An 18,093-nucleotide genomic window follows, 5' to 3' on the forward strand; every position below is an offset into this window, starting at 1 on the left:
CGCGCGCCCGACGTCAGTCCAGCAGGGAGGCGCCCCGCCGCCAAGCGCGGGCGGCGGTCAGCGCCGCCGCAGCCGCAGCATCATCGCGTCGAACTGGAAGTCGGCGACCTGGTGGTACTGGTAGTTGCGGTCACGGAAGGCGACCTGGCTGTCCAGGATTTCCTTGAAGGCCGCGTTCTGCGCCGAGGTCTCGGCGTAGAAATCCAGCGCGGAGCGGTAGAGCGTGTCCACCAGCTCGGACGAGAAGCCGCGAAGCTGAGTGCCGTTGGCGACGAGGCGCATGATCGCCTCCGGGTTCCGGGCGTCATAGGCGGCCATCATGTTCAGCGTCGCCGCCTGGCTCGCCACCTCCACCGCCGCCTTGTAGGCGCGCGGCAGGGCGTTCCAGTGGTCGAGGTTGAAGAAGGCATGGAACACCGTCCCGCCCTCGCCCCAGCCCGGATAGTAGTAGAAGCGGGCGACGCGGTTCAGCCCGAGCTTCTCGTCGTCATAGGGGCCAATGTACTCGACGGCGTCGATCACGCCGCGCTCCAGTGCCGGGTAGATGTCGCCGGGCGGGATCTGCTGCGGCACCACGCCGACGCGCTGCATCACGTTTCCCGCCACGCCCGCGACGCGCATCTTCAGGCCGCGAAGGTCGTCGGCCGTGCGGATCTCGCGTCGGAACCAGCCGCCCCACTGGTTGCCGGTCTGCCCGCAGGGCACGGCGTGGACGTTGAAGCGCTTGAAGAACTCGTTGAGCATGGCGTTGCCGCCGGCCTGCCACATCCAGGCGTGCTGCTGGCGCGGGTTCATCATGAAGGGCACCGCCGCGGACAGTGCGAAGGCCGGGTCCTTGCCCACATAGAACAGCCCGCCCGAATAGGCGGCCTCCACCGATCCCTGCTGCACGGCGTCCATGGCCTGGAAGGCGCCGACGATCTCGCCGGCCGGGAACTGGGTGATAGTGAAGCGGCCCTCGGTGATCTCGCCCACCGCGCGGCAGAAGAACTCGCCCGCGCCATAGGTGAGGTCGAGGTTGCGGGGGAAGGCGCTCGTCATGCGCCAACGCAGGGGCGGCAGCGACTGGGCAACGGCCGGCGCGGCCAGGGCGGCGGACGCGATGGGGGCAGCGGTCATCAAGATGCGGCGTTGCATGGGGCCTCCTCGGGGCGTGCGCTTCCACTCTCGTAGAAGCCTCTCCACTGCGGAGGATGCCGGCGGCTCGGCAGGCGTGACCGCTAGATTTCCCGGCAAATGCAGGCGCCCTCATTCGAATTGCCGCACGGATCGGCAGAATCCAGTTCTGACCGCCCAGATTTGCGGCTTTCGAAGAAGCGCTGCTTGCGGCACTCCTTCGGCTGCCAAGTTCGCCACGGAGAGCGCAAGCGCATTCTTGACACAGGGAGAGGTGGCGATTGGGCACCTGGTGGCCGCAGGATGGCTGGCCGACGCGCGAGGCTGCTCCGCGCGGCAAAGGGAGGGAAACTACATGGCGAACACCGCAAGGGGCTCGCCGCTGCGGGGCCTGCTGGGCCTCGTGCTGGCAGGCTCGGCTGGGCTGGCGCTTGGCTTCCTGGCCTATCTGCTCGCCCGCGAATTTGCCCTGCCCACCTCGCTCTGGGGGTCGGACGCAGTGATGTGGACAATCATCCTCGCGGTTGCCCTGCCCTGTGCGGCGCTCGGGGCGGCGCAGGGGGCCTTGCCGAGCCGCGCCGGCGGGGCGCTGGCCGCCAGTCTCGGCGGATTCGTCCTGGGCGCGGTGGCCGGGGCGGTGGCAGGGCTGTTTCTCGGTGGCGTGCTCGGGGCACCGCTCGGCGCGGAGCAGCGCGAGGGCTCCTTCGCCATGGGGCTGGTCTTCGGCCTCGCGCCGATCGCCGCGCTGCTGGGCGGCGCGGTCGGCGCCGCCCTCATGGCGCGCCGGGCCTGGCGCCGCGGCGCATAGCGGTCAGCCCGCGCGCACGCTCTCGTGCACCACCATCGCGTGGCCGCGATGCTCGTAGCGTTCGCACTCGTGCATGCCGATGTCGGTCAGCACGGCACGGCTCGCATGGTTCGTCTCGCGCGCGATGCCGATGATTCGCGGCAGCCCCGCCGCGCCGTGGCCGAAATCGAGCGCAGCCCGCGCCGCCTCCCGCGCATAGCCGCGGCCCCGGCATTGCGGCCAGAGCGCGAAGCGCACCGCGATGCCGCGCCCGTCCGGCCGCTCCATCAGCCCGGCAATGCCCAGGAACTCGCCGGTGGACCGCTCGAAGACGCTCCAGGTGCCGTAGCCGCGCACCTGCCAGAAATCCATGTCGTCCTCGAGTTCCTCGCGCGTCCGCTCCGCCGTGCGGGTGCCGTGCAGCATGTAGCCGAACACGGCCTCGTCCGCCTTGAGGCGGATGAGGTCCGGCAGGTGCTCCGGCCCGGGCGGGAGGAGGGAAAGGCGCGCCGTGCTGATGATGCGCGGCGCGCGCAGGACGGGGTGGTTCACCGGGCGCCTCCGCAGGCGCGAACCAGCCCGCAAGGAAAGGAACCTGGGCGCACGGCGGCCGGCGCCGCCGGACCCACGCGACGGTGGAGCGGCGACACCCAGCGGTCAGAGCCCGCGCCCGGCGCCTGGGAGCGGAAGAAATCTCTCGTGCGCACTAGCGCACGAGAGGCCGGTACTTGATCCGGTGTGGCTGGTCGGCCGCGTTGCCCAGGCGTCGCTTCTTGTCGGCCTCGTAGGCCTGGAAGTTGCCCTCGAACCACTCGACGTGGCTGTCGCCCTCGAAGGCCAGGATGTGCGTCGCCAAGCGGTCGAGGAACCAGCGGTCGTGGCTGATCACCACCACGCAGCCGGCGAACTCCATCAGCGCCTCTTCCAGCGCGCGCAGCGTGTCCACGTCGAGGTCGTTGGTCGGCTCGTCGAGCAGCAGCACGTTGTGCGGCGTGCGCAGCATCTTCGCCAAGTGGACGCGGTTGCGCTCGCCGCCCGACAGCACGCCCACGCGCTTCTGCTGGTCGTGGCCCTTGAAGTTGAAGGCTGCCGTGTAGGCCCGCGACGGGATGGAGCGCTTGCCGATGTTGATGACGTCGTCCCCGCCCGAGATTTCCTCCCAAACGCTCTTCTTGTCGTCCAGGCTGTCGCGCGACTGGTCCACGTAGCCGAGCTTCACGCTCTCCCCGACGCGCAGCGTGCCGGCATCCGGCTGCTCATGCCCGGTGATCATGCGGAACAGCGTGGTCTTGCCGGCGCCGTTCGGGCCGATGACGCCCACGATGCCGCCGGGGGGCAGTTTGAAGTCCAGGTCGTCGATCAGCAGGCGGTTGCCGTAGCCCTTGCGAAGGTTCTCGGCCTCGATGACCGTGTTGCCCAGGCGCGGCGGCGGGGAGATGAGGATCTGCATGTCCTCCGGCCCCTTCTCGTTGGAGCGCTCCAGAAGCTCCTCGTAGCGCGAGATGCGGGCCTTGCTCTTGGCCTGCCGGGCGGAAGGCGAGCGTCCGATCCACTCCTGCTCCTGCGCCAGGGCGCGGATGCGGGCGGTGTCCTCGCGATTCTCCTGCTCGAGCCGCTTCTTCTTCTGCTCCAGGTAGGAGGAGTAGGAGCCCTGATAGGGGAAGCCGCGGCCGCGATCGACTTCGAGGATCCAGTTGGTCACGTTGTCGAGGAAGTAGCGGTCATGGGTGACGACCAGCACGGCGCCCGGGTAGTCGCGCAGCGTGTGCTCCAGCCAGGACACGCTCTCGGCGTCCAGGTGGTTGGTCGGCTCGTCGAGCAGCAGCAGCTCCGGCTTTTCCAGCAGCAGCTTGCACAGCGCCACGCGGCGCTTCTCGCCGCCCGAAAGGTTGGTGACCGGGCTCTCGGCGGGCGGGCAGCGCAGCGCGTCGAGGGCGATGTCGATGCGCCGGTCCAGCTCCCACCCGTCGGCGGCGTCGATGGCTTCCTGAAGCTGCCCCTGCTCGGCGAGGAGGTCGTTCATCTCCTCCTCCGACATCTCCTCCATGAAGCGCTCGGAGATCTCGTTGAAGCGCTTGAGCTGGGCTTCCAGCGTGGCGAAGGCCGCGCGCACGTTCTCGCCGACATTCTTGGTGGGATCGAGCTGCGGCTCCTGCGGCAGGTAGCCGACGCGCACGCCCTCGGCCGCCCAGGCCTCGCCGCCATACTCCGTGTCGATGCCGGCCATGATCTTCATCAGCGTGGACTTGCCGGCCCCGTTCGGGCCCAGCACGCCGATCTTCGCGTCGGGCAGGAAGGAGAGGGTGATGCCCTTGAACACCTCGCGCCCACCCGGATAGGCCTTGGTGAGATCCTTCATCACATAGACATACTGGTAGGCGGGCATGGGGGGCACTCCTGTCTTGCGGGGGTTCTAGCGGCGCGGCGGCGCGGGGTTAAGCCCCGGCCTCACCGCCGGAACCGGCCGCGCCTCCCGCCCTTCAGCCGGGTCGGCGCGTGGAAATCCGCGGGCTTGGAGGCGATCCAGGCCAGGAACTCCGCCATCTCCGGCGCGGCGCGGATCGCCTCCGGCTCGGCCAGGCGCCGCGCCAACTCGGCCTCGGTGAAGCGGGCATGGATCGCCTGGTGGCAGATGTGGTGGACCAGCACCGTTCCCTTGTTGGTCCCGCCCTTGAGGCGCGGGATGAGGTGGTGGCGGCTGGCCCTGGCGCCCGGCGGGATGGGGCGCAGGCAGATCGGGCAGGTCGGGCTCTCATCCATCGCAGGACTGAACGCCCCTGCGCCCGGCAGGACTTGAACCCGCAACCAAGCCGTTATGAGCGGCCCGCTCTGACCATTGAGCTACGGGCGCGAGGGACGGGAGGTTTGTGCCAAGCCCCCCGCCCCCCGTCCAGGGGAGGCCCGTCAGGCCGTGACCGGCACCGCGGCCTCGCAAATCGCCGTGACGTGGCGATGGTCCGTGCCGCAGCACCCGCCCAGGATGCGCAGCGCGGGCAACCGCTTGCGCAGCCCCACGTAGCGCCGGCCGAGGTCAAGCGGGTTGCCCTCGTCCAGCGTCTCGCTCTCGTCCAGCTCCGCGTGCGACTTGGTGGAGGCGTTGGCCCGCAGCCCGAGGATGCGCGAGGTCCAGTCGCCCCCCTCCTCGAAGGAGGTCGCGAGGTGTTCCGGATGGACGCAGTTCAGCATGAAATAGGCCGGCGAGCCGCCCGTCGCCGCGTCCACCGCCTCGATCGCCTCGCGCAGAGTCTCGCCGCCCAGCAGCCGGCCATCCGTTTCCAAGGTGAAGGAGATGGCGCAGGGCATGGCGAGGCGCCGGGCGGCGCGGGCGATGCCGATCGCCTCCTCGATCCCGGTCAGGGTGAAGCCGGCAACCATGTCGGCCCCTGCCGCCGCGAAGCTCGCGATCTGCGCGGCGTGGTACTCCTCCGCCTCGTCGCGATCCATGCGCCCCTGCTTGTAGCCGTCGCCGCGCGGCCCGATCGCGCCGCTGACGACATGGGGCGCCCCCGGCGTCTCGTATTCCTCGCGCAGGGCCAGCATCTCGGCCACCGCCAAGCGGTTGATGCGGTCCAGCCCGGCCGCGTCGTAGCCGAGCTTCGCGCCCCAATCCGGGTTCGCGCGCCACGTCGCCGTGTCGAGGACGAAGCCCAGGCCCCGGCGCCGCGCCAGTTCCAGGTAGGGGCGGTGATAGGCGCGAAGCTGCTCCCTCCCCTCCTCCGTTTCCAGCAGGACGAAGCTCGCGAAGCAGGGGAGGTCGACCCCCTGGTGGAAGATCAGCGTCGTCTCCATCCCGCCATCGGTCAGGAAGTTCGCGCCCGTGAGCTGCGGCAGCGCCGCGCGATACTTTGCCATTTGCTTGTTCCTTGCCTGGGCCGTGATCCATGCCACCGCCTCGGCCGCGATGTGCCGGAGGAAGCGTTTCGGCTCTACTCGACTGATGGTGCAGCCGGCGCGGAAATATCACCCGAGCAAATTCAATAACTTGCGCAGAAATACTTGCAGAAGCGCGATGATTCGCGCTTTGTCAGCCTCGTCAAACCATACCGGCGGTACGGAAAACCATGGGCAAGGGACAGGATACGCGCAGCCGCATCCTCGATGTCGCTGAGGATGCCGTGCTGTCCAAGGGCTTCGGCGGCACCTCGATCGAGGAGATCATCGCCGCCACCGGCCTGACCAAGAGCGGCTTCTTCTACCATTTCCGCGACAAGAACGCCCTCGCGCGGGCCCTGCTCGAGCGCTACATCGCGCGCGAGGAGGAGTTGTTCGACACCATCTTCGGCCGGGCGCGCGAACTGGCGGAGGAGCCCCTTCCCACCCTGCTGCTGGGCCTGAAGCTCCTCGCCGAACAGGTGCAGGACTTACCGGCCGGGCACCCCGGCTGCCTCGTCGCCGTTTCGGTCTATGGGGAGCGGCTCTTCGACCGCGAGGTGCAGGAACTGAACCGCCAGGCCGCCTTGATGTGGCGCGCCCGCTTCCGCTCCATTTTCGGGGAGGTGCTCCGCGATCACGTCCCGCGCCAGCCATTTTCCGTGGACCAGCTGGCGGATTTCGTGGGGACGGTGCTGGAAGGCTCCATCGTTATGTCTAAGGCCCTGCGGGAGCCCGGGGCGATGGCGGAGCAGATCCTCCTGCTCCGCACCATCCTCAAGACGCTTTTCGTGCCGGTCCGCGCGCCGGAGCCCGCGGCCTGACGAAGCGGGAGCCGGTCAGCCCTTCGCCTTGGCTCGCTCCACGGCTTCCTGGATCAGGCGGCGCGCCATGGCGGCGTCGCCCCAGCCCTTCACCTTCACCCACTTGCCCGGCTCCAGGTCCTTGTAGTGCTCGAAGAAGTGGCGGATCTGGTCGAGGGTGATCTGCGGCAGGTCCTGTACGTCCTTCACCCCCTCATAGCGCTTGGTGAGCTTGGGGGAGGGCACGGCGATGATCTTCTCGTCCGTGCCGCCGTCGTCCTCCATCAGCAGCACGCCGACGGGTCGGCAGTTCATCACCGCGCCCGGAACGATGGGGCGGGTGTTGGCCACCAGCACGTCGATCGGGTCGCCATCATCGCTCAGCGTGTGCGGGACGAAACCGTAATTCCCGGGGTAGCGCATGGGGGTGTAGAGGAAGCGGTCCACGAACAGGACGCCAGCGTCCTTGTCCATCTCGTACTTGATGGGCTCGCCGCCGATGGCGACCTCGATGATGACGTTCACGTCCTCCGGCGGGTTCTTGCCGGTGGGGATGGCGGAAAGATTCATGCCTGCTCTCCAGGAATGGGCTGGCGGGCTTGAACCACGAAACCGCCCGTCCCGGGAGGGGGGCTGCTTTTCCCCTTCCCGTCCCCGGAGTCCCCTGCCTAACCTTCTGGGATCGCGGCCGGAATGAGCCGCGCAACCAACAGGGACGGAAAGGACACCAGGACCTTGATCACAGCGACCTTGCTGCTGGTCATCCTGCTGGGCGGGGCTTCGCTCGCCTATGGATGGGTGACCACGAAGGAGATTCTGGCCAAGCCCGCGGGCAATGCACGCATGCGGGAAATCGCCCAGGCCATCCAGGAAGGCGCCAGCGCCTATCTGCGCCGGCAATACACCACCATCGCCATCGTCGGCGCCGTGCTCTTCGTGCTTGTCTTCGCCTTCCTCGGCGCGGCGGTGGCCATCGGCTTCCTGCTGGGCGCCGTGCTGTCGGGGCTGGCCGGGTTCATCGGCATGAACGTCTCCGTGCGCGCCAATGTCCGCACGGCGGAGGCCAGCACCCATGGCCTCGCGGCGGGGCTGGACGTCGCCTTCAAGTCGGGGGCGATCACCGGCATGCTGGTCGCCGGCCTCGCCCTGCTTGGGGTGGCGCTCTACTTCTTCATCCTGGTGGTGATCGGCGGCCTGCCGATGAACTCCCGCACCGTGATCGACAGCCTGGTGGCGCTGGGCTTCGGCGCCTCGCTCATCTCCATCTTCGCCCGGCTGGGCGGCGGCATCTTCACCAAGGGCGCCGACGTGGGCGGCGACATGGTCGGCAAGGTCGAAGCCGGCATCCCCGAGGACGACCCCCGCAACCCCGCCACCATCGCGGACAACGTGGGCGACAACGTCGGCGACTGCGCCGGCATGGCCGCCGACCTGTTCGAGACCTACGCCGTCACCGCCGTCGCCACCATGGTGCTGGCCGCCATCACCTTCGGCGACGAGATCCGGGCCGCCGGGATGCTCCTGCCGCTGGCGATCGGCGCGGTCTGCGTCATCACCTCGATCGCCGGCACGTATTTCGTGAAGCTGCCGGCGAACAACAGCATCATGGGGGCGATGTATCGCGGCCTCGTGGTGACGGGCATCCTGTCGCTGGCGGCGCTGCTGCCGCTCACCTACCTCATCTTCGGCAGCGGCACGGTGGTGGTGGGCGGCCATGCCTTCGGCGCCTTCTCGCTCTTCCTTTGCGGGGCGGTGGGGCTGCTCGTGACGGCGGCGATCGTCTGGATCACCGAATACTACACCGGCACCGGCTTCCGCCCGGTGAAGGCCATCGCCGAGGCGTCGCAGACCGGCCATGGGACGAACGTGATCCGCGGCCTTGCCGTCTCCATGGAAAGCACGGCCGTGCCCTCGCTCATCATCATCGCGGGCATCCTGTGCTCCTACGGCCTCGCGGGGCTGTATGGCGTCGCCATCGCCACCACGACCATGCTCTCGCTCGCGGGGATGATCGTGGCGCTCGACGCCTTCGGGCCGGTGACGGACAATGCCGGCGGCATCGCGGAGATGGCGGGGCTGCCGCCCGAGATCCGCGTCACCACCGACGCGCTGGACGCGGTGGGCAACACCACCAAGGCGGTGACGAAGGGCTACGCCATCGGCTCCGCCGCGCTCGGCGCCGTGGTGCTCTTCGCCGCCTACACGCAGGACCTCAACTACTTCGCGGTCAACAGCGCGACCTATCCCTACTTCGCCAACATGGGGCCGGTCGATTTCTCCCTGGCCAACCCCTACGTCGTCGTCGGGCTGCTCTTCGGCGGCATGCTGCCCTACCTGTTCAGCGGCATGAGCATGACGGCGGTGGGCCGCGCGGCGCAGAGCGTGGTGGAGGAGGTCCGGCGCCAGTTCCGCGAGAAGCCGGGCATCATGGAAGGTACCGAGAAGCCGGATTACGGCCGCGCGGTGGACATGCTCACCCGCGCCGCGATCCGGGAAATGATCATCCCCTCGCTGCTGCCGGTGCTGTCGCCCATCGTGTGCTTCTTCGTGGTGCTGGCCATCGGTGGCAAGGCGGCGGCCTTCTCGGCGGTGGGCGCGATGCTGCTGGGCGTGATCGTCACCGGCTTCTACGTCGCCGTGTCGATGACCACGGGCGGCGGCGCCTGGGACAACGCGAAGAAGTACATCGAGGAAGGGCATTACGGCGGCAAGGGCAGCGATGCCCACAAGGCGGCCGTGACCGGCGATACAGTGGGCGATCCCTACAAGGACACCTCCGGCCCCGCCGTGAACCCGATGATCAAGATCACCAACATCGTCGCCCTGCTGCTGCTGGCGGTGCTGGCGCACACCTGAATGGGACGGGGCGGCGGCGCTTCCCGCGGCCCCTCCCTCAAGCCGCCGGGCGCCTCGGCGGCAACTCCATCGGCACCAGGCCCATCTCCAGCGACCGCGCGATGCGGCGGGCGCGCTCCAGCAGGTGCTCCACCGCTGCCCCCGGCAGGGTGCGGCGACCCACCTCCTCGAACAGGGCGAGCCAGCGGGCGAAATGGGCGGAAGTCAGGCCCAGATGCGCGTGCGCCTGCATGGGCTGGCCGTGATACTCGCCGGTCATCAGCGCCACGGAGCCCCAAAACTGGCCGATCCGCGCCAGATGCGCCTCCCAGTCCGCCACCCCGGCAAAGGCGGGGGCGAGGAGGGTGTCGCTGCGGGCGGCGTCGTAGAATTCGCGCAGGAAGGCGGCGATGACCGCCTCGTCCAGCCCGGTCCGCTCACGGATCTCGCAGGCCAGCGCGGCGCGGCGGGCGGCGTTCTCGGGGATGGCGTTCATGCGGGGAATCTGGCCCTGGGCGCGGGGCGGGGCAACGCGCCGGGCCGGATGGCTGCCCCTCCGGCCCGGCGGGTCTCGGTCAGGCGGGTTCCGGCGTCCGCTCCCAAGCGCGGTTCAGCATCGGGCTGCCGGCACCGAGGGCGCGCCGCGCCTCCTGGTACTCCGCGTGCAGCCGGTCCACCAGCCGCGAGGCCGGCACCACTGCCCCGATGCCCGAGACCGATTGCCCCGCGCCCCACACATCCTTCCAGCGCTTCTTGCGGTCGGAGGCGAAGTTCATCTGCGACTTGTCGCCGGTTTCCAGGTTGTCCGGGTCCAGCCCCGCATTGCGGACGGAGGGCTTCAGGTAGTTGCCGTGCACGCCGGTGATGAGGTTGGTGTAGACGATGTCCGAGGAGCCGCTCTCCACGAGCATCCGCTTGTAGTCCTCGACCGCCCGCGCCTCCTCCGTCGCGATGAAGGCGGTGCCCATGTAGGCGAAGTCGGCCCCCATCGCCTCGGCGGCCAGGATCGAGCGGCCATGCGCGATGGAGCCGGACAACGCGACCGGCCCGTCGAACCAGGCGCGGGTTTCCTGCAGCAGCGCGAAGGGCGATTGCGAGCCGGCATGACCCCCTGCCCCGGCCGCCACCAGCACCAGCCCGTCCGCCCCCTTCTCGATCGCCTTGTGGGCAAAGGTCTGGTTGATCACGTCGTGGATCACGTGGCCGCCATAGGAGTGGATGGCCTCGTTCACCTCCACCCGTGCGCCGAGGCTGGTGATGATCAGCGGCACGCGGTGCTTCACGCAGAGCGCGAGGTCCTGCTCCAGCCGATCATTCGACTTGTGGACGATCAGGTTGATGGCGAAGGGCGCGCTGGGCCGGTCGGGATGGCGCGCATCGTGCGCGGCCAGCCTTTCCTTGATCTCGTGCAGCCATTCGTCCAGCTGCTCCAGCGGCCGCGCGTTCAGCGAGGGCATGGAGCCGATCACGCCCGAGGTGCATTGCGCCACCACGAGATCCGGCACCGAGATGATGAAGAGCGGCGAGCCGATCAGCGGCAGCCGCAGCCGCCCCTTCAGCGTGTCGCGCAGGTCCATGGCGTCGTTTCCCCAATCGTCCGGGGATGGACGCTACCTCCCTGCCCGCCCGCGCGCCAGATCGGCCACGGCGCGCAGCACCTCCGGCACCCCATCCCCCGTCGCGCCGGAGGCCAGGAGGACGTTCGTGCCCGTCGCCCGCTCCAGCGCCTTCAGGCGGCTGGTGCGCGCCTGGGGCGTCATGGCGTCCGCCTTGTTCAGCACCAGGATCTCCGGCTTCTCGGCCAGGCCGCCGCCATATTCCTCCAGCTCGTTCCGGATCAGGCGCCAGGCGGCGACCGGATCGGACTGGGAGCCGTCGATCAGGTGCAGCAGCACCCGGCACCGCTCCACATGCCCGAGGAAGCGCGTGCCCAGCCCGGCGCCCTCGCTCGCCCCCTCGATCAGCCCGGGGATGTCCGCCAGGACGAACTCCTCCGTCGCGTTGAGGCGCACGACGCCCAGCTGCGGGTGCAGCGTGGTGAAGGGGTAGTCGGCGATCTTGGGCTTGGCGGCGCTGACCGCGGCCAGGAAGGTGGACTTGCCGGCATTCGGCAGCCCGACCAGCCCGGCATCGGCGATCAGCTTCAGCCGCAGCCAGATCCACTTCTCCTCGCCCGGGAAGCCGGGATCGGCGCGACGTGGGGCGCGGTTCGTGCTGCTCTTGAAATGCGCGTTGCCGAAGCCGCCATCGCCGCCCTTGGCCAGGAGGACGCGCTTGCCCACCGCATCCAGGTCGGCGAGGAGCGTTTCCTTGTCCTCGTCCAGGATCTGCGTGCCGACGGGGACCTTGAGCACCACGTCATCGGACTTGGCGCCGGTCCGGTCGGAGCCGGCGCCGTTGCCGCCCTTGCGCGCCTTGAAGTGCTGGGCGTAGCGGTAGTCGATCAGGGTGTTCAGCCCGTCGACCGCCTCGGCCCAGACGTCGCCGCCCTTGCCGCCATTGCCGCCATCGGGGCCGCCGAACTCGATGTAGCGCTCACGCCGAAAGGCGACGACGCCGTTGCCGCCATCGCCCGACTTCACGAACACCTTGGCTTCGTCCAGGAACTTCATCGGAACCCCAAAAATGGCAACGGGGGCCACGAGGGCCCCCGGAACCTTGTCACCCCCAGAGGGAGGCGGTCACTCCGCGGCGGTCTTGACCGGCTCGACGGAGACGTGAACGCGGCCCTCGGCCTTGCGCTCGAACTTCACGTGGCCCTCGACCAGCGCGAAGATCGTGTGGTCGCGGCCGAGGCCGACATGGTGACCGGGCTTCATCTTGGTGCCGCGCTGGCGGACCAGGATGTTGCCGGCCAGCACGTGCTCGCCGCCGAACTTCTTGACGCCGAGCCGCTGCCCGGGAGAGTCGCGGCCGTTGCGAGACGAGCCGCCTGCCTTCTTGTGTGCCATCTTGCTACTCCGTCCTCAGGCCGCGATCTCGGCGATCCGCAGCACGGTCTGGTGCTGGCGGTGGCCCTGCTTGCGGCGGCTGTTCTTGCGGCGGCGCTTCTTCAGGATCAGCACCTTGTCGCCGCGGCTCTGCTCCAGCACGGTAGCGGTGACCTTGGCGCCCGGCACGGTGGGGGCGCCGATCTGCAGGCCTGCCTCGCCGCCCAGCGCCAGCACCTCATGGAAGGTGATGGTGCTGCCGGCCTCGGCCTCCAGCTTCTCGACGGTGAGCACCGCATTCGGCGTCACCCTATACTGCTTCCCGCCGGTGCGGATCACTGCGAAGGTCATCACTCGTGCCCTTTGGGCTTGCCGCCATGCGCGGCGCCGCCCGAGAAACCATGGATTTCGGCTGCCCGGGACAGGAACCCAAAAACAGCCGCGGGCGACACGCTGAGGCGCCGCCCGGGAGGGGGTGATTAGGGCCAGCGGGGCCACGAAGTCAACCCGTCCCGTTGCCAGCCTGGGGCTTTGCCCCTATACCCCGCACGCGGCAAGGACAGGTGGCGGAGTGGTCGATCGCGCCGGTCTCGAAAACCGGAGTACCTGCAAGGGTACCGTGGGTTCGAATCCCACCCTGTCCGCCAGCAGCCCACCTCAACACCCTGCTTCTCTTGCATTTTTGGGCAGCTTCGCGAGGCACTCCGTCTCCTGCCCCAAGGACAGTCTCAAGTTCGGCCTTGAAGTTCCGCGCACTTTCAGGCGTTGAGCGGCCCGCCAGCACGACATTACTTCATGACCTCTTCGGGGTCCCCGCCCGCATCCATGAGCATCGGTGCGAGGCGATGCCCCGCCCTACCCCTTCTGAAGCTTCCGTGCGTTCGCTCGCACGCGGCGACGGGCCGGCGCCATGGCGGCCTTCGCGATGACCTCCGGGCTCGATCCACGCATGGCTGCCAAACCGGCCTCGAGGGTGCCTTGCGCAAAGGCCTTCTGCTTCTCCGCCCCCAGCGCGGCCAGGCGCGCGCTGGCCCTGGGATCGACCCAGAGCTGGGCGCTGTGCCTCATGAAGACCCACCCCGCCTCGGCAAGCCAGGCATAGGGAGCGAAGGGGTTGAGCGTCTTGCGGGCCATGGCCTGGAAGATGGGCACTCAGGCGTCACAAGACGAGGGCCATGTCGTCGCGGCTGGCGAGAAGGCGCCCGGCCGCCTCTTGCGCCGCCAGCCGCGCGTCCGGCTCACTGCCAGGGGGTGCGCTGCCAGATTTGCTGATAGCGCGCGAGCTGCGCCGGCAGACGCGCCTCCCACTCCGCCCCGGGCAGGAAATCCATCGCCAGCTCGAGCTGCCGGACCTTCTCGGCCCATTCGGGCGTGGCGACGACCTTGGCGATCGCCTCCTCCAGCCGCTTCGCGATCTCGTCCGGGATGCCGCGCGGCGCGCCGAGGCCCCGCTCGCTCGTCATGACGACGTCGTAGCCTTGCTCTCGGAAGGTGGGCACGTCCGGCATCAGCTCCCAGCGTCGCTCCCCCATGCCAGCCAGGGCGCGCAGCGGCGGATTCTCCTGCCCCAGCATGCCGATCTCGCCGAGGTTCAGGCCCGCGACGTCGATCTGCTTGCCCAGCACGGCGTTGCGCACCGGCCCCGCGCCCGCGAAGGGAACATGGATGAACTCGGTGCCCGAGGCGGCCTCGAACAGCGTCAGGCCGAGATGGTCGTCGGTGCCGACGCCGGAGGAGCCGACGCTGATCGTGCCCGGTCTGCGCTTCGCCGCATCCACCAAGTCGCGCAGCGAGCGATAGGGCGAATCGCGGTGCACTACGAAGGCGCTCGGGTCGTCCACCAGCCGCGCGATCAGGCGGATCTGCGCGCGGTCGTAGCGCACGCGGCGCTGCACGCCGAGGGACAGGTAGCCCGGCGTGTTGATGGTGCCGAGGGTGTAGCCGTCCGGGCGCGCGGATTGCAGGGCAACATAGGCGGTCTCGCCGCCCGCGCCGGGGCGGTTGACCACCACGAAATTGGCGCCGGGCAGCTCGGGCGCCAGCGCCTGCGCGAGGGCACGCACCATCACGTCGGTCCCGCCGCCCGGCGCGAAGCCGACGATCACCTCGATGGGGCGACCGGCGGGCCAGGCCGGCTGGGCCAGCGCGGGCGCGGCCAGGGATGCGGTGCCGGCGACGATTAGGGCGCGGCGGGCGATGGCGGGTTGCGTGCTCATGTCTTCCTCCCTTGTGGGATCAAATGCGGCCGGGGCGCGGTGTCGCTTCAGGCGGCCGAGGCCCGGGCCGCCCGAAGCCCGCCGGGGACCACCACCGCGCCCGGCAGCGCGGGCAGGCGCCCGGCCAGCACCGCGACGATGCTTTCCGCCGCGCCGGTGGACATGCCGAGCGCGCCGCGCGGGGTGTTGGCCGCCAGGTGCGGCGTCGGCAGCACACGGGGATGGCCGCGCAGCGGGCTGGCGGCGTCGAGCGGCTCATTCTCGAACACGTCGAGGCCCGCCCAGGCGACGTGCCCAGACTCCAGTGCCGCCAGCAATGCCGCCTCGTCCACGATGCCGCCACGGGCAGTGTGGACCAGGATGGCGCCACGCGGCAGCAGGACGAGTTCGGCGGCGCCGATCATCCCGCGCGTCGTCCCGTCCAGCGGGCAGTGCAGCGACAGCACCTCGGAGCGCGCCAGCAAGTCGCGCAGGTCGCTCACGCGCTCGCCGGGACCGGGCAGCGCGCCCTCGGGCAGCAGCGGGTCATAGGCCGCGACGCGCATGCCGAAGGCGTCCGCAAGGCGCGCGACCTTGGAGCCGATCGCGCCATATCCGACGATGCCGAGCGAAACGCCCTCTACGTCGCGCGTCATGCGGGAGGTCTTCTCCCACAGCCCCTCGCGCATGCCCGAGGCCACCGCCGGCAGGTCCTTCAGCAGCGCCAGCATCAGCGCCATCGCATGCTCGGCGACGGAGCGCGAATTAGCGCCCGCCGCCCGCGTCACCGTCAGGCCCCGCGCCTCCGCGGCTGCGAGGTCGATGCCGTCCACCCCGGCGCCGTGACGGGCGATGACGCGCAGCGCGGGGGCGGCCGCATCCATGACGGTGCTGGTGATCAGCCCCTGGCGGTGCAGCAGCGCGACGGGCCGGTGCTCGGCGATGGCGGCCAGAAGTTCGGCCTCCGACGGGTAGGCCGTGGTGCAGGGCACGGCGTAGCCGGCCTCCTCCAGGATGGCGACCGCCTCCGGCGCGAGCTTGGCGGCCGTGACGAGCACCGCGGGCTTGGCGGCGTTGGGCTGGGGCATAGGGGCTCTTTCGGGAGGGGTTCGGGTTGCGGCCTCAGCCGAGGCCTTCGCAGCCGAGGCGGCGAAGCGTGGCGTCCACCCAAGAGGCGTCGTGCGTGCCGGCCTCTATATTGGCCATCTGCTTCTCCTCTGCGGCCTGCTTGGCGGCCGCGGCGGCATGGATCGCCTCCGCCTCGCCCAGCGGCACGCAGAGCAAACCGTCATCGTCGCCCAGTATGAGGTCGCCCGGCTCGATCACCATGCCGTCCAGCGCGATGGGAACGTTGATCTCGCCAGGACCGTCCTTGTAAGGGCCGCGATGGGTGACGCCCGCAGCAAAGACCGGGAAGCCCTGCGCGCGGATGGCGGCGCTGTCGCGGATCGCACCGTTGATCACGATTCCCGCGAGCCCACGCCTCACCATCTGCGCAAGCATGAGCTCGCCGATGATGGCGTTGCTCAGGTCGCCGCCCGCATCCACGACGATGACGTCGCCAGGCTCGGCGAGGCCGATGGCCTTGTGGACCATCAGGTTGTCGCCGGGGCGGGTCTTCACCGTCAGGGCCGGCCCGCCGAGCACGCCGCCCGCATGCATGGGCCGCAGCCGCGCCCCGCCCGCCGTCATGCGCGACATCACGTCGCTGACATTGGCGACGGGCAGGTCGCGGAAACGCGTGACAAGGTCCGGCGCGGCCTTGCGCGGGCGGGTGAGGATCCTGAAGCCGTGGGCCATGCCGGAACTCTCCGAAGGGCGTTGCGCGGCTTGGTTAGCGACGGTTTTGGTTTAATGCAATGACGTTCTATTATTTTGGGGACCGAGGACTGGGGATCAGCAGGGGCGGATGAGCCTCATCTCCGCTCGCCACCCAAGATTCTATCCGTGCGCGGGTAACCCTCACCCGCTGGCTGCACATCTCGTCCGCACTCACAGCCCGCGAGCCCAAACCTTAGTACCCCACATCCACCCCCTCCGCTTGACAGATCGCGGCAGCCATCACCTATAACAGAACTACGTTCTAAAAAGTCGAAAGCGTGCTCTCGGCACAGAGGTTAGCCTGAAGGCTGGAGGCGAGCATGGCGGAGAAGGCAAGGCAGCGTCCGGCGCTGGCAGGCGTCGCCTCGGCGGACCGGGCCCTGACCGTGCTCTCGGCCTTCCGCAAGGGAGACCGCTCCCTGAGCCTTGCGGAGCTCGCCACGCGGACCGGCTTGGTGAAGAGCACCATCATGCGTCTCGCCGTCTCGCTTGAAGAGCACGGCTATCTGGCGCGCGAGGGGGACGGCGCCTACCGGCTTGATGCGGAGGTGCTGCGCCTCGGCACGATCTACACCCGATCCTTCCGGATGGAGGCGCATGTCGTCCCGGTGCTGGAGGAGCTCGTCGCCCGCACCGGCGAGACGGCGGCCTTCTACGTCCGGCGCGGCGAGCAGCGGCTCTGCCTGTTCCGCGCGGACAGCCCGCATCTGCTGCGCATGCATGTCCGCGTTGGCGACGCGCTGCCGCTCGACAACTCCGCCATCGCCCAGGTGCTGCGCGCCTTCGCGCCGCGCCCCCTGCCCGCCAATGTCGCGACGCTGGGCCTGCCGATCGTCACCATGGGCGCGACCGATCCGCACACCGGCGCGATGGCCATGCCGGTCTTCGGCCCGAATGACGCCCTGGCCGGGGCGCTCGCCCTTTCGGCGCCGATCATCCGCTGGACGCCCGAGGCACAGGAGGCCGCACGCCCTCTCCTGGCCGAAGCAGCCACGGCGCTGACCCGCCGCCTGGGCGGCGAGATGCCGGAATGGCCGCGCAGCGCCGCGGAGTGACGCCGCGCCCGCCCCTGGCCGCGACGAAGCGCCCCTAGAACCAGCGCTCGAGGACGTTGATCACGTCGCCGGGACGCACCAGCGCCTGGGGTCCGGCGCGGTACTCGCGGGCCACGCCGTCCTCGCCGATGCGGGTCAGGCTCACATGGTCGCGGACGGCCCGGTAGTTGAAGCCCCCGAACACGGCGATGGCGGAAAGCACGGTCATGCCCGGCTGGTATGGCGCCTGTCCGCCGCGCTCCACCATCCCCAGCACGTAGACGGACCGGTACTCCATGACCTCCACCGCGACGGAGGGCTGCTGGAACAGCCCCTTCTCCTTCAGGATGCCCTCGATCGCGCGCTCCACTTCGCGCGTGGTGCGGCCCGTCGCCGGGACGGAGCCCGCCAGCGGCAGCGAGATCGCCCCGGCGTCGGAAACGCGAAAATCCCCGCTCAGCTGGGGGTCGTCGAACACCGTGACGCGCACGCGGTCACCGGGGCCGAGGCGATACGGCTCGGCGGCGGACGGCGGAAGCGGAGGAAGCGTCGCACCCGGCGTCGAGCAGGCCGTGGCGCCGGTTGCCAGCACCGCCAGCGCCGATGCATGGCGCACGAGGAATCGGCGCCGGTCCTGGACCGGGAGGCGTCTTGGATTGCCACTCATGCGCGCAGCTTACGGGCCCGCCACCCACCGGTCGA

General features: G+C 69.7%; 20 protein-coding genes and 2 tRNA genes. 5 read left to right on the forward strand and 17 right to left on the reverse strand.

Annotation, left to right across the window (positions count from 1 at the left end; translation table 11 throughout):
* Positions 1–57 precede the first annotated feature (57 nt).
* A complete protein-coding gene (locus tag OF850_RS20905; protein WP_301592271.1) occupies positions 58–1,137 on the reverse strand; it encodes a TRAP transporter substrate-binding protein in 1,080 nt (359 codons plus the stop codon).
* A gap of 334 nt (positions 1,138–1,471) precedes the next feature.
* On the opposite strand from OF850_RS20905, the gene OF850_RS20910 reads away from it, so the two are divergent.
* Complete coding sequence (locus OF850_RS20910; RefSeq protein ID WP_301592272.1) at positions 1,472–1,924, forward strand: hypothetical protein; 453 nt, start codon at positions 1,472–1,474, stop codon at positions 1,922–1,924.
* Positions 1,925–1,927: 3 nt separating this feature from the next.
* Here the strand turns inward: OF850_RS20910 and OF850_RS20915 are convergent, their stop codons facing one another.
* The 5 genes from OF850_RS20915 to OF850_RS20935 all read right to left on the reverse strand — a co-directional run bounded on the left by OF850_RS20915 (position 1,928) and on the right by OF850_RS20935 (position 5,755).
* Positions 1,928–2,455: a GNAT family N-acetyltransferase gene (locus tag OF850_RS20915; RefSeq protein ID WP_301592273.1), complete on the reverse strand. Its 528-nt coding sequence runs from the start codon at positions 2,453–2,455 to the stop codon at positions 1,928–1,930.
* Between the two features lie 154 nt (positions 2,456–2,609).
* Positions 2,610–4,289, reverse strand: coding sequence for an energy-dependent translational throttle protein EttA (ettA, locus tag OF850_RS20920; RefSeq protein WP_301592274.1), 1,680 nt, complete (start codon positions 4,287–4,289; stop codon positions 2,610–2,612).
* Between the two features lie 62 nt (positions 4,290–4,351).
* Complete coding sequence (locus tag OF850_RS20925; protein WP_301592275.1) at positions 4,352–4,663, reverse strand: HNH endonuclease; 312 nt, start codon at positions 4,661–4,663, stop codon at positions 4,352–4,354.
* A gap of 18 nt (positions 4,664–4,681) precedes the next feature.
* Positions 4,682–4,754, reverse strand: a tRNA-Ile gene (locus OF850_RS20930).
* Positions 4,755–4,807: 53 nt separating this feature from the next.
* A complete protein-coding gene (locus OF850_RS20935; RefSeq protein ID WP_301592276.1) occupies positions 4,808–5,755 on the reverse strand; it encodes a homocysteine S-methyltransferase family protein in 948 nt (315 codons plus the stop codon).
* 209 nt (positions 5,756–5,964) lie between these two features.
* Here OF850_RS20935 and OF850_RS20940 point away from each other — a divergent pair, with 209 nt between their 5' ends.
* On the forward strand, positions 5,965–6,597 hold the full coding sequence (locus OF850_RS20940; protein ID WP_301592277.1) for a TetR/AcrR family transcriptional regulator: 633 nt from the start codon (positions 5,965–5,967) through the stop codon (positions 6,595–6,597).
* 15 nt (positions 6,598–6,612) lie between these two features.
* Here OF850_RS20940 and ppa read toward each other — a convergent pair whose 3' ends face one another.
* On the reverse strand, positions 6,613–7,146 hold the full coding sequence (gene ppa, locus OF850_RS20945; protein WP_301592278.1) for an inorganic diphosphatase: 534 nt from the start codon (positions 7,144–7,146) through the stop codon (positions 6,613–6,615).
* A gap of 165 nt (positions 7,147–7,311) precedes the next feature.
* Between ppa and OF850_RS20950 the strand changes: the two genes are divergently transcribed.
* Positions 7,312–9,432 carry a sodium-translocating pyrophosphatase gene (locus tag OF850_RS20950; protein WP_301592279.1) on the forward strand — a complete coding sequence of 707 codons (2,121 nt, stop codon included), beginning with the start codon at positions 7,312–7,314 and terminating at the stop codon, positions 9,430–9,432.
* Positions 9,433–9,469: 37 nt separating this feature from the next.
* Here the strand turns inward: OF850_RS20950 and OF850_RS20955 are convergent, their stop codons facing one another.
* The 5 genes from OF850_RS20955 to rplU all read right to left on the reverse strand — a co-directional run bounded on the left by OF850_RS20955 (position 9,470) and on the right by rplU (position 12,692).
* A complete protein-coding gene (locus OF850_RS20955) occupies positions 9,470–9,907 on the reverse strand; it encodes a group III truncated hemoglobin (RefSeq protein ID WP_301592280.1) in 438 nt (145 codons plus the stop codon).
* Positions 9,908–9,986: 79 nt separating this feature from the next.
* A complete protein-coding gene (locus tag OF850_RS20960) occupies positions 9,987–10,988 on the reverse strand; it encodes an NAD(P)H-dependent flavin oxidoreductase (RefSeq protein ID WP_301592281.1) in 1,002 nt (333 codons plus the stop codon).
* Between the two features lie 33 nt (positions 10,989–11,021).
* The gene (obgE, locus tag OF850_RS20965; RefSeq protein WP_301592282.1) at positions 11,022–12,023 is read right to left on the reverse strand and encodes a GTPase ObgE; all 1,002 of its coding nucleotides are present in this window, start codon (positions 12,021–12,023) and stop codon (positions 11,022–11,024) included.
* A 69-nt stretch (positions 12,024–12,092) separates the two neighbouring features.
* A complete protein-coding gene (gene rpmA / locus OF850_RS20970; protein WP_301592283.1) occupies positions 12,093–12,362 on the reverse strand; it encodes a 50S ribosomal protein L27 in 270 nt (89 codons plus the stop codon).
* A gap of 15 nt (positions 12,363–12,377) precedes the next feature.
* Complete coding sequence (gene rplU, locus OF850_RS20975) at positions 12,378–12,692, reverse strand: 50S ribosomal protein L21 (protein WP_301592284.1); 315 nt, start codon at positions 12,690–12,692, stop codon at positions 12,378–12,380.
* A gap of 206 nt (positions 12,693–12,898) precedes the next feature.
* Between rplU and OF850_RS20980 the strand changes: the two genes are divergently transcribed.
* A tRNA-Ser gene (locus OF850_RS20980) sits at positions 12,899–12,988 on the forward strand.
* A gap of 208 nt (positions 12,989–13,196) precedes the next feature.
* On the opposite strand, the gene OF850_RS20985 is transcribed toward OF850_RS20980, so the two are convergent.
* The 4 genes from OF850_RS20985 to OF850_RS21000 form a co-directional block, all read right to left on the reverse strand.
* Entirely contained in the window at positions 13,197–13,493 is a 297-nt protein-coding gene (locus OF850_RS20985) for a hypothetical protein (protein WP_301592285.1), read from the reverse strand.
* Between the two features lie 86 nt (positions 13,494–13,579).
* Positions 13,580–14,557: a tripartite tricarboxylate transporter substrate binding protein gene (locus tag OF850_RS20990; protein ID WP_301592286.1), complete on the reverse strand. Its 978-nt coding sequence runs from the start codon at positions 14,555–14,557 to the stop codon at positions 13,580–13,582.
* Between the two features lie 47 nt (positions 14,558–14,604).
* Complete coding sequence (locus OF850_RS20995) at positions 14,605–15,624, reverse strand: hydroxyacid dehydrogenase (protein ID WP_301592287.1); 1,020 nt, start codon at positions 15,622–15,624, stop codon at positions 14,605–14,607.
* Positions 15,625–15,658: 34 nt separating this feature from the next.
* A complete protein-coding gene (locus OF850_RS21000) occupies positions 15,659–16,336 on the reverse strand; it encodes an RraA family protein (protein ID WP_301592288.1) in 678 nt (225 codons plus the stop codon).
* Between the two features lie 341 nt (positions 16,337–16,677).
* Here OF850_RS21000 and OF850_RS21005 point away from each other — a divergent pair, with 341 nt between their 5' ends.
* Positions 16,678–17,412, forward strand: coding sequence for an IclR family transcriptional regulator (locus tag OF850_RS21005; RefSeq protein ID WP_301592289.1), 735 nt, complete (start codon positions 16,678–16,680; stop codon positions 17,410–17,412).
* A gap of 34 nt (positions 17,413–17,446) precedes the next feature.
* On the opposite strand, the gene OF850_RS21010 is transcribed toward OF850_RS21005, so the two are convergent.
* A complete protein-coding gene (locus OF850_RS21010) occupies positions 17,447–18,007 on the reverse strand; it encodes a polysaccharide biosynthesis/export family protein (RefSeq protein ID WP_301592290.1) in 561 nt (186 codons plus the stop codon).
* Positions 18,008–18,093: the final 86 nt, after the last annotated feature.

Source organism: Sabulicella glaciei (assembly GCF_026183895.1).
In the GTDB taxonomy this organism is placed as follows: Bacteria; Pseudomonadota; Alphaproteobacteria; order Acetobacterales; family Acetobacteraceae; genus Roseococcus; species Roseococcus glaciei.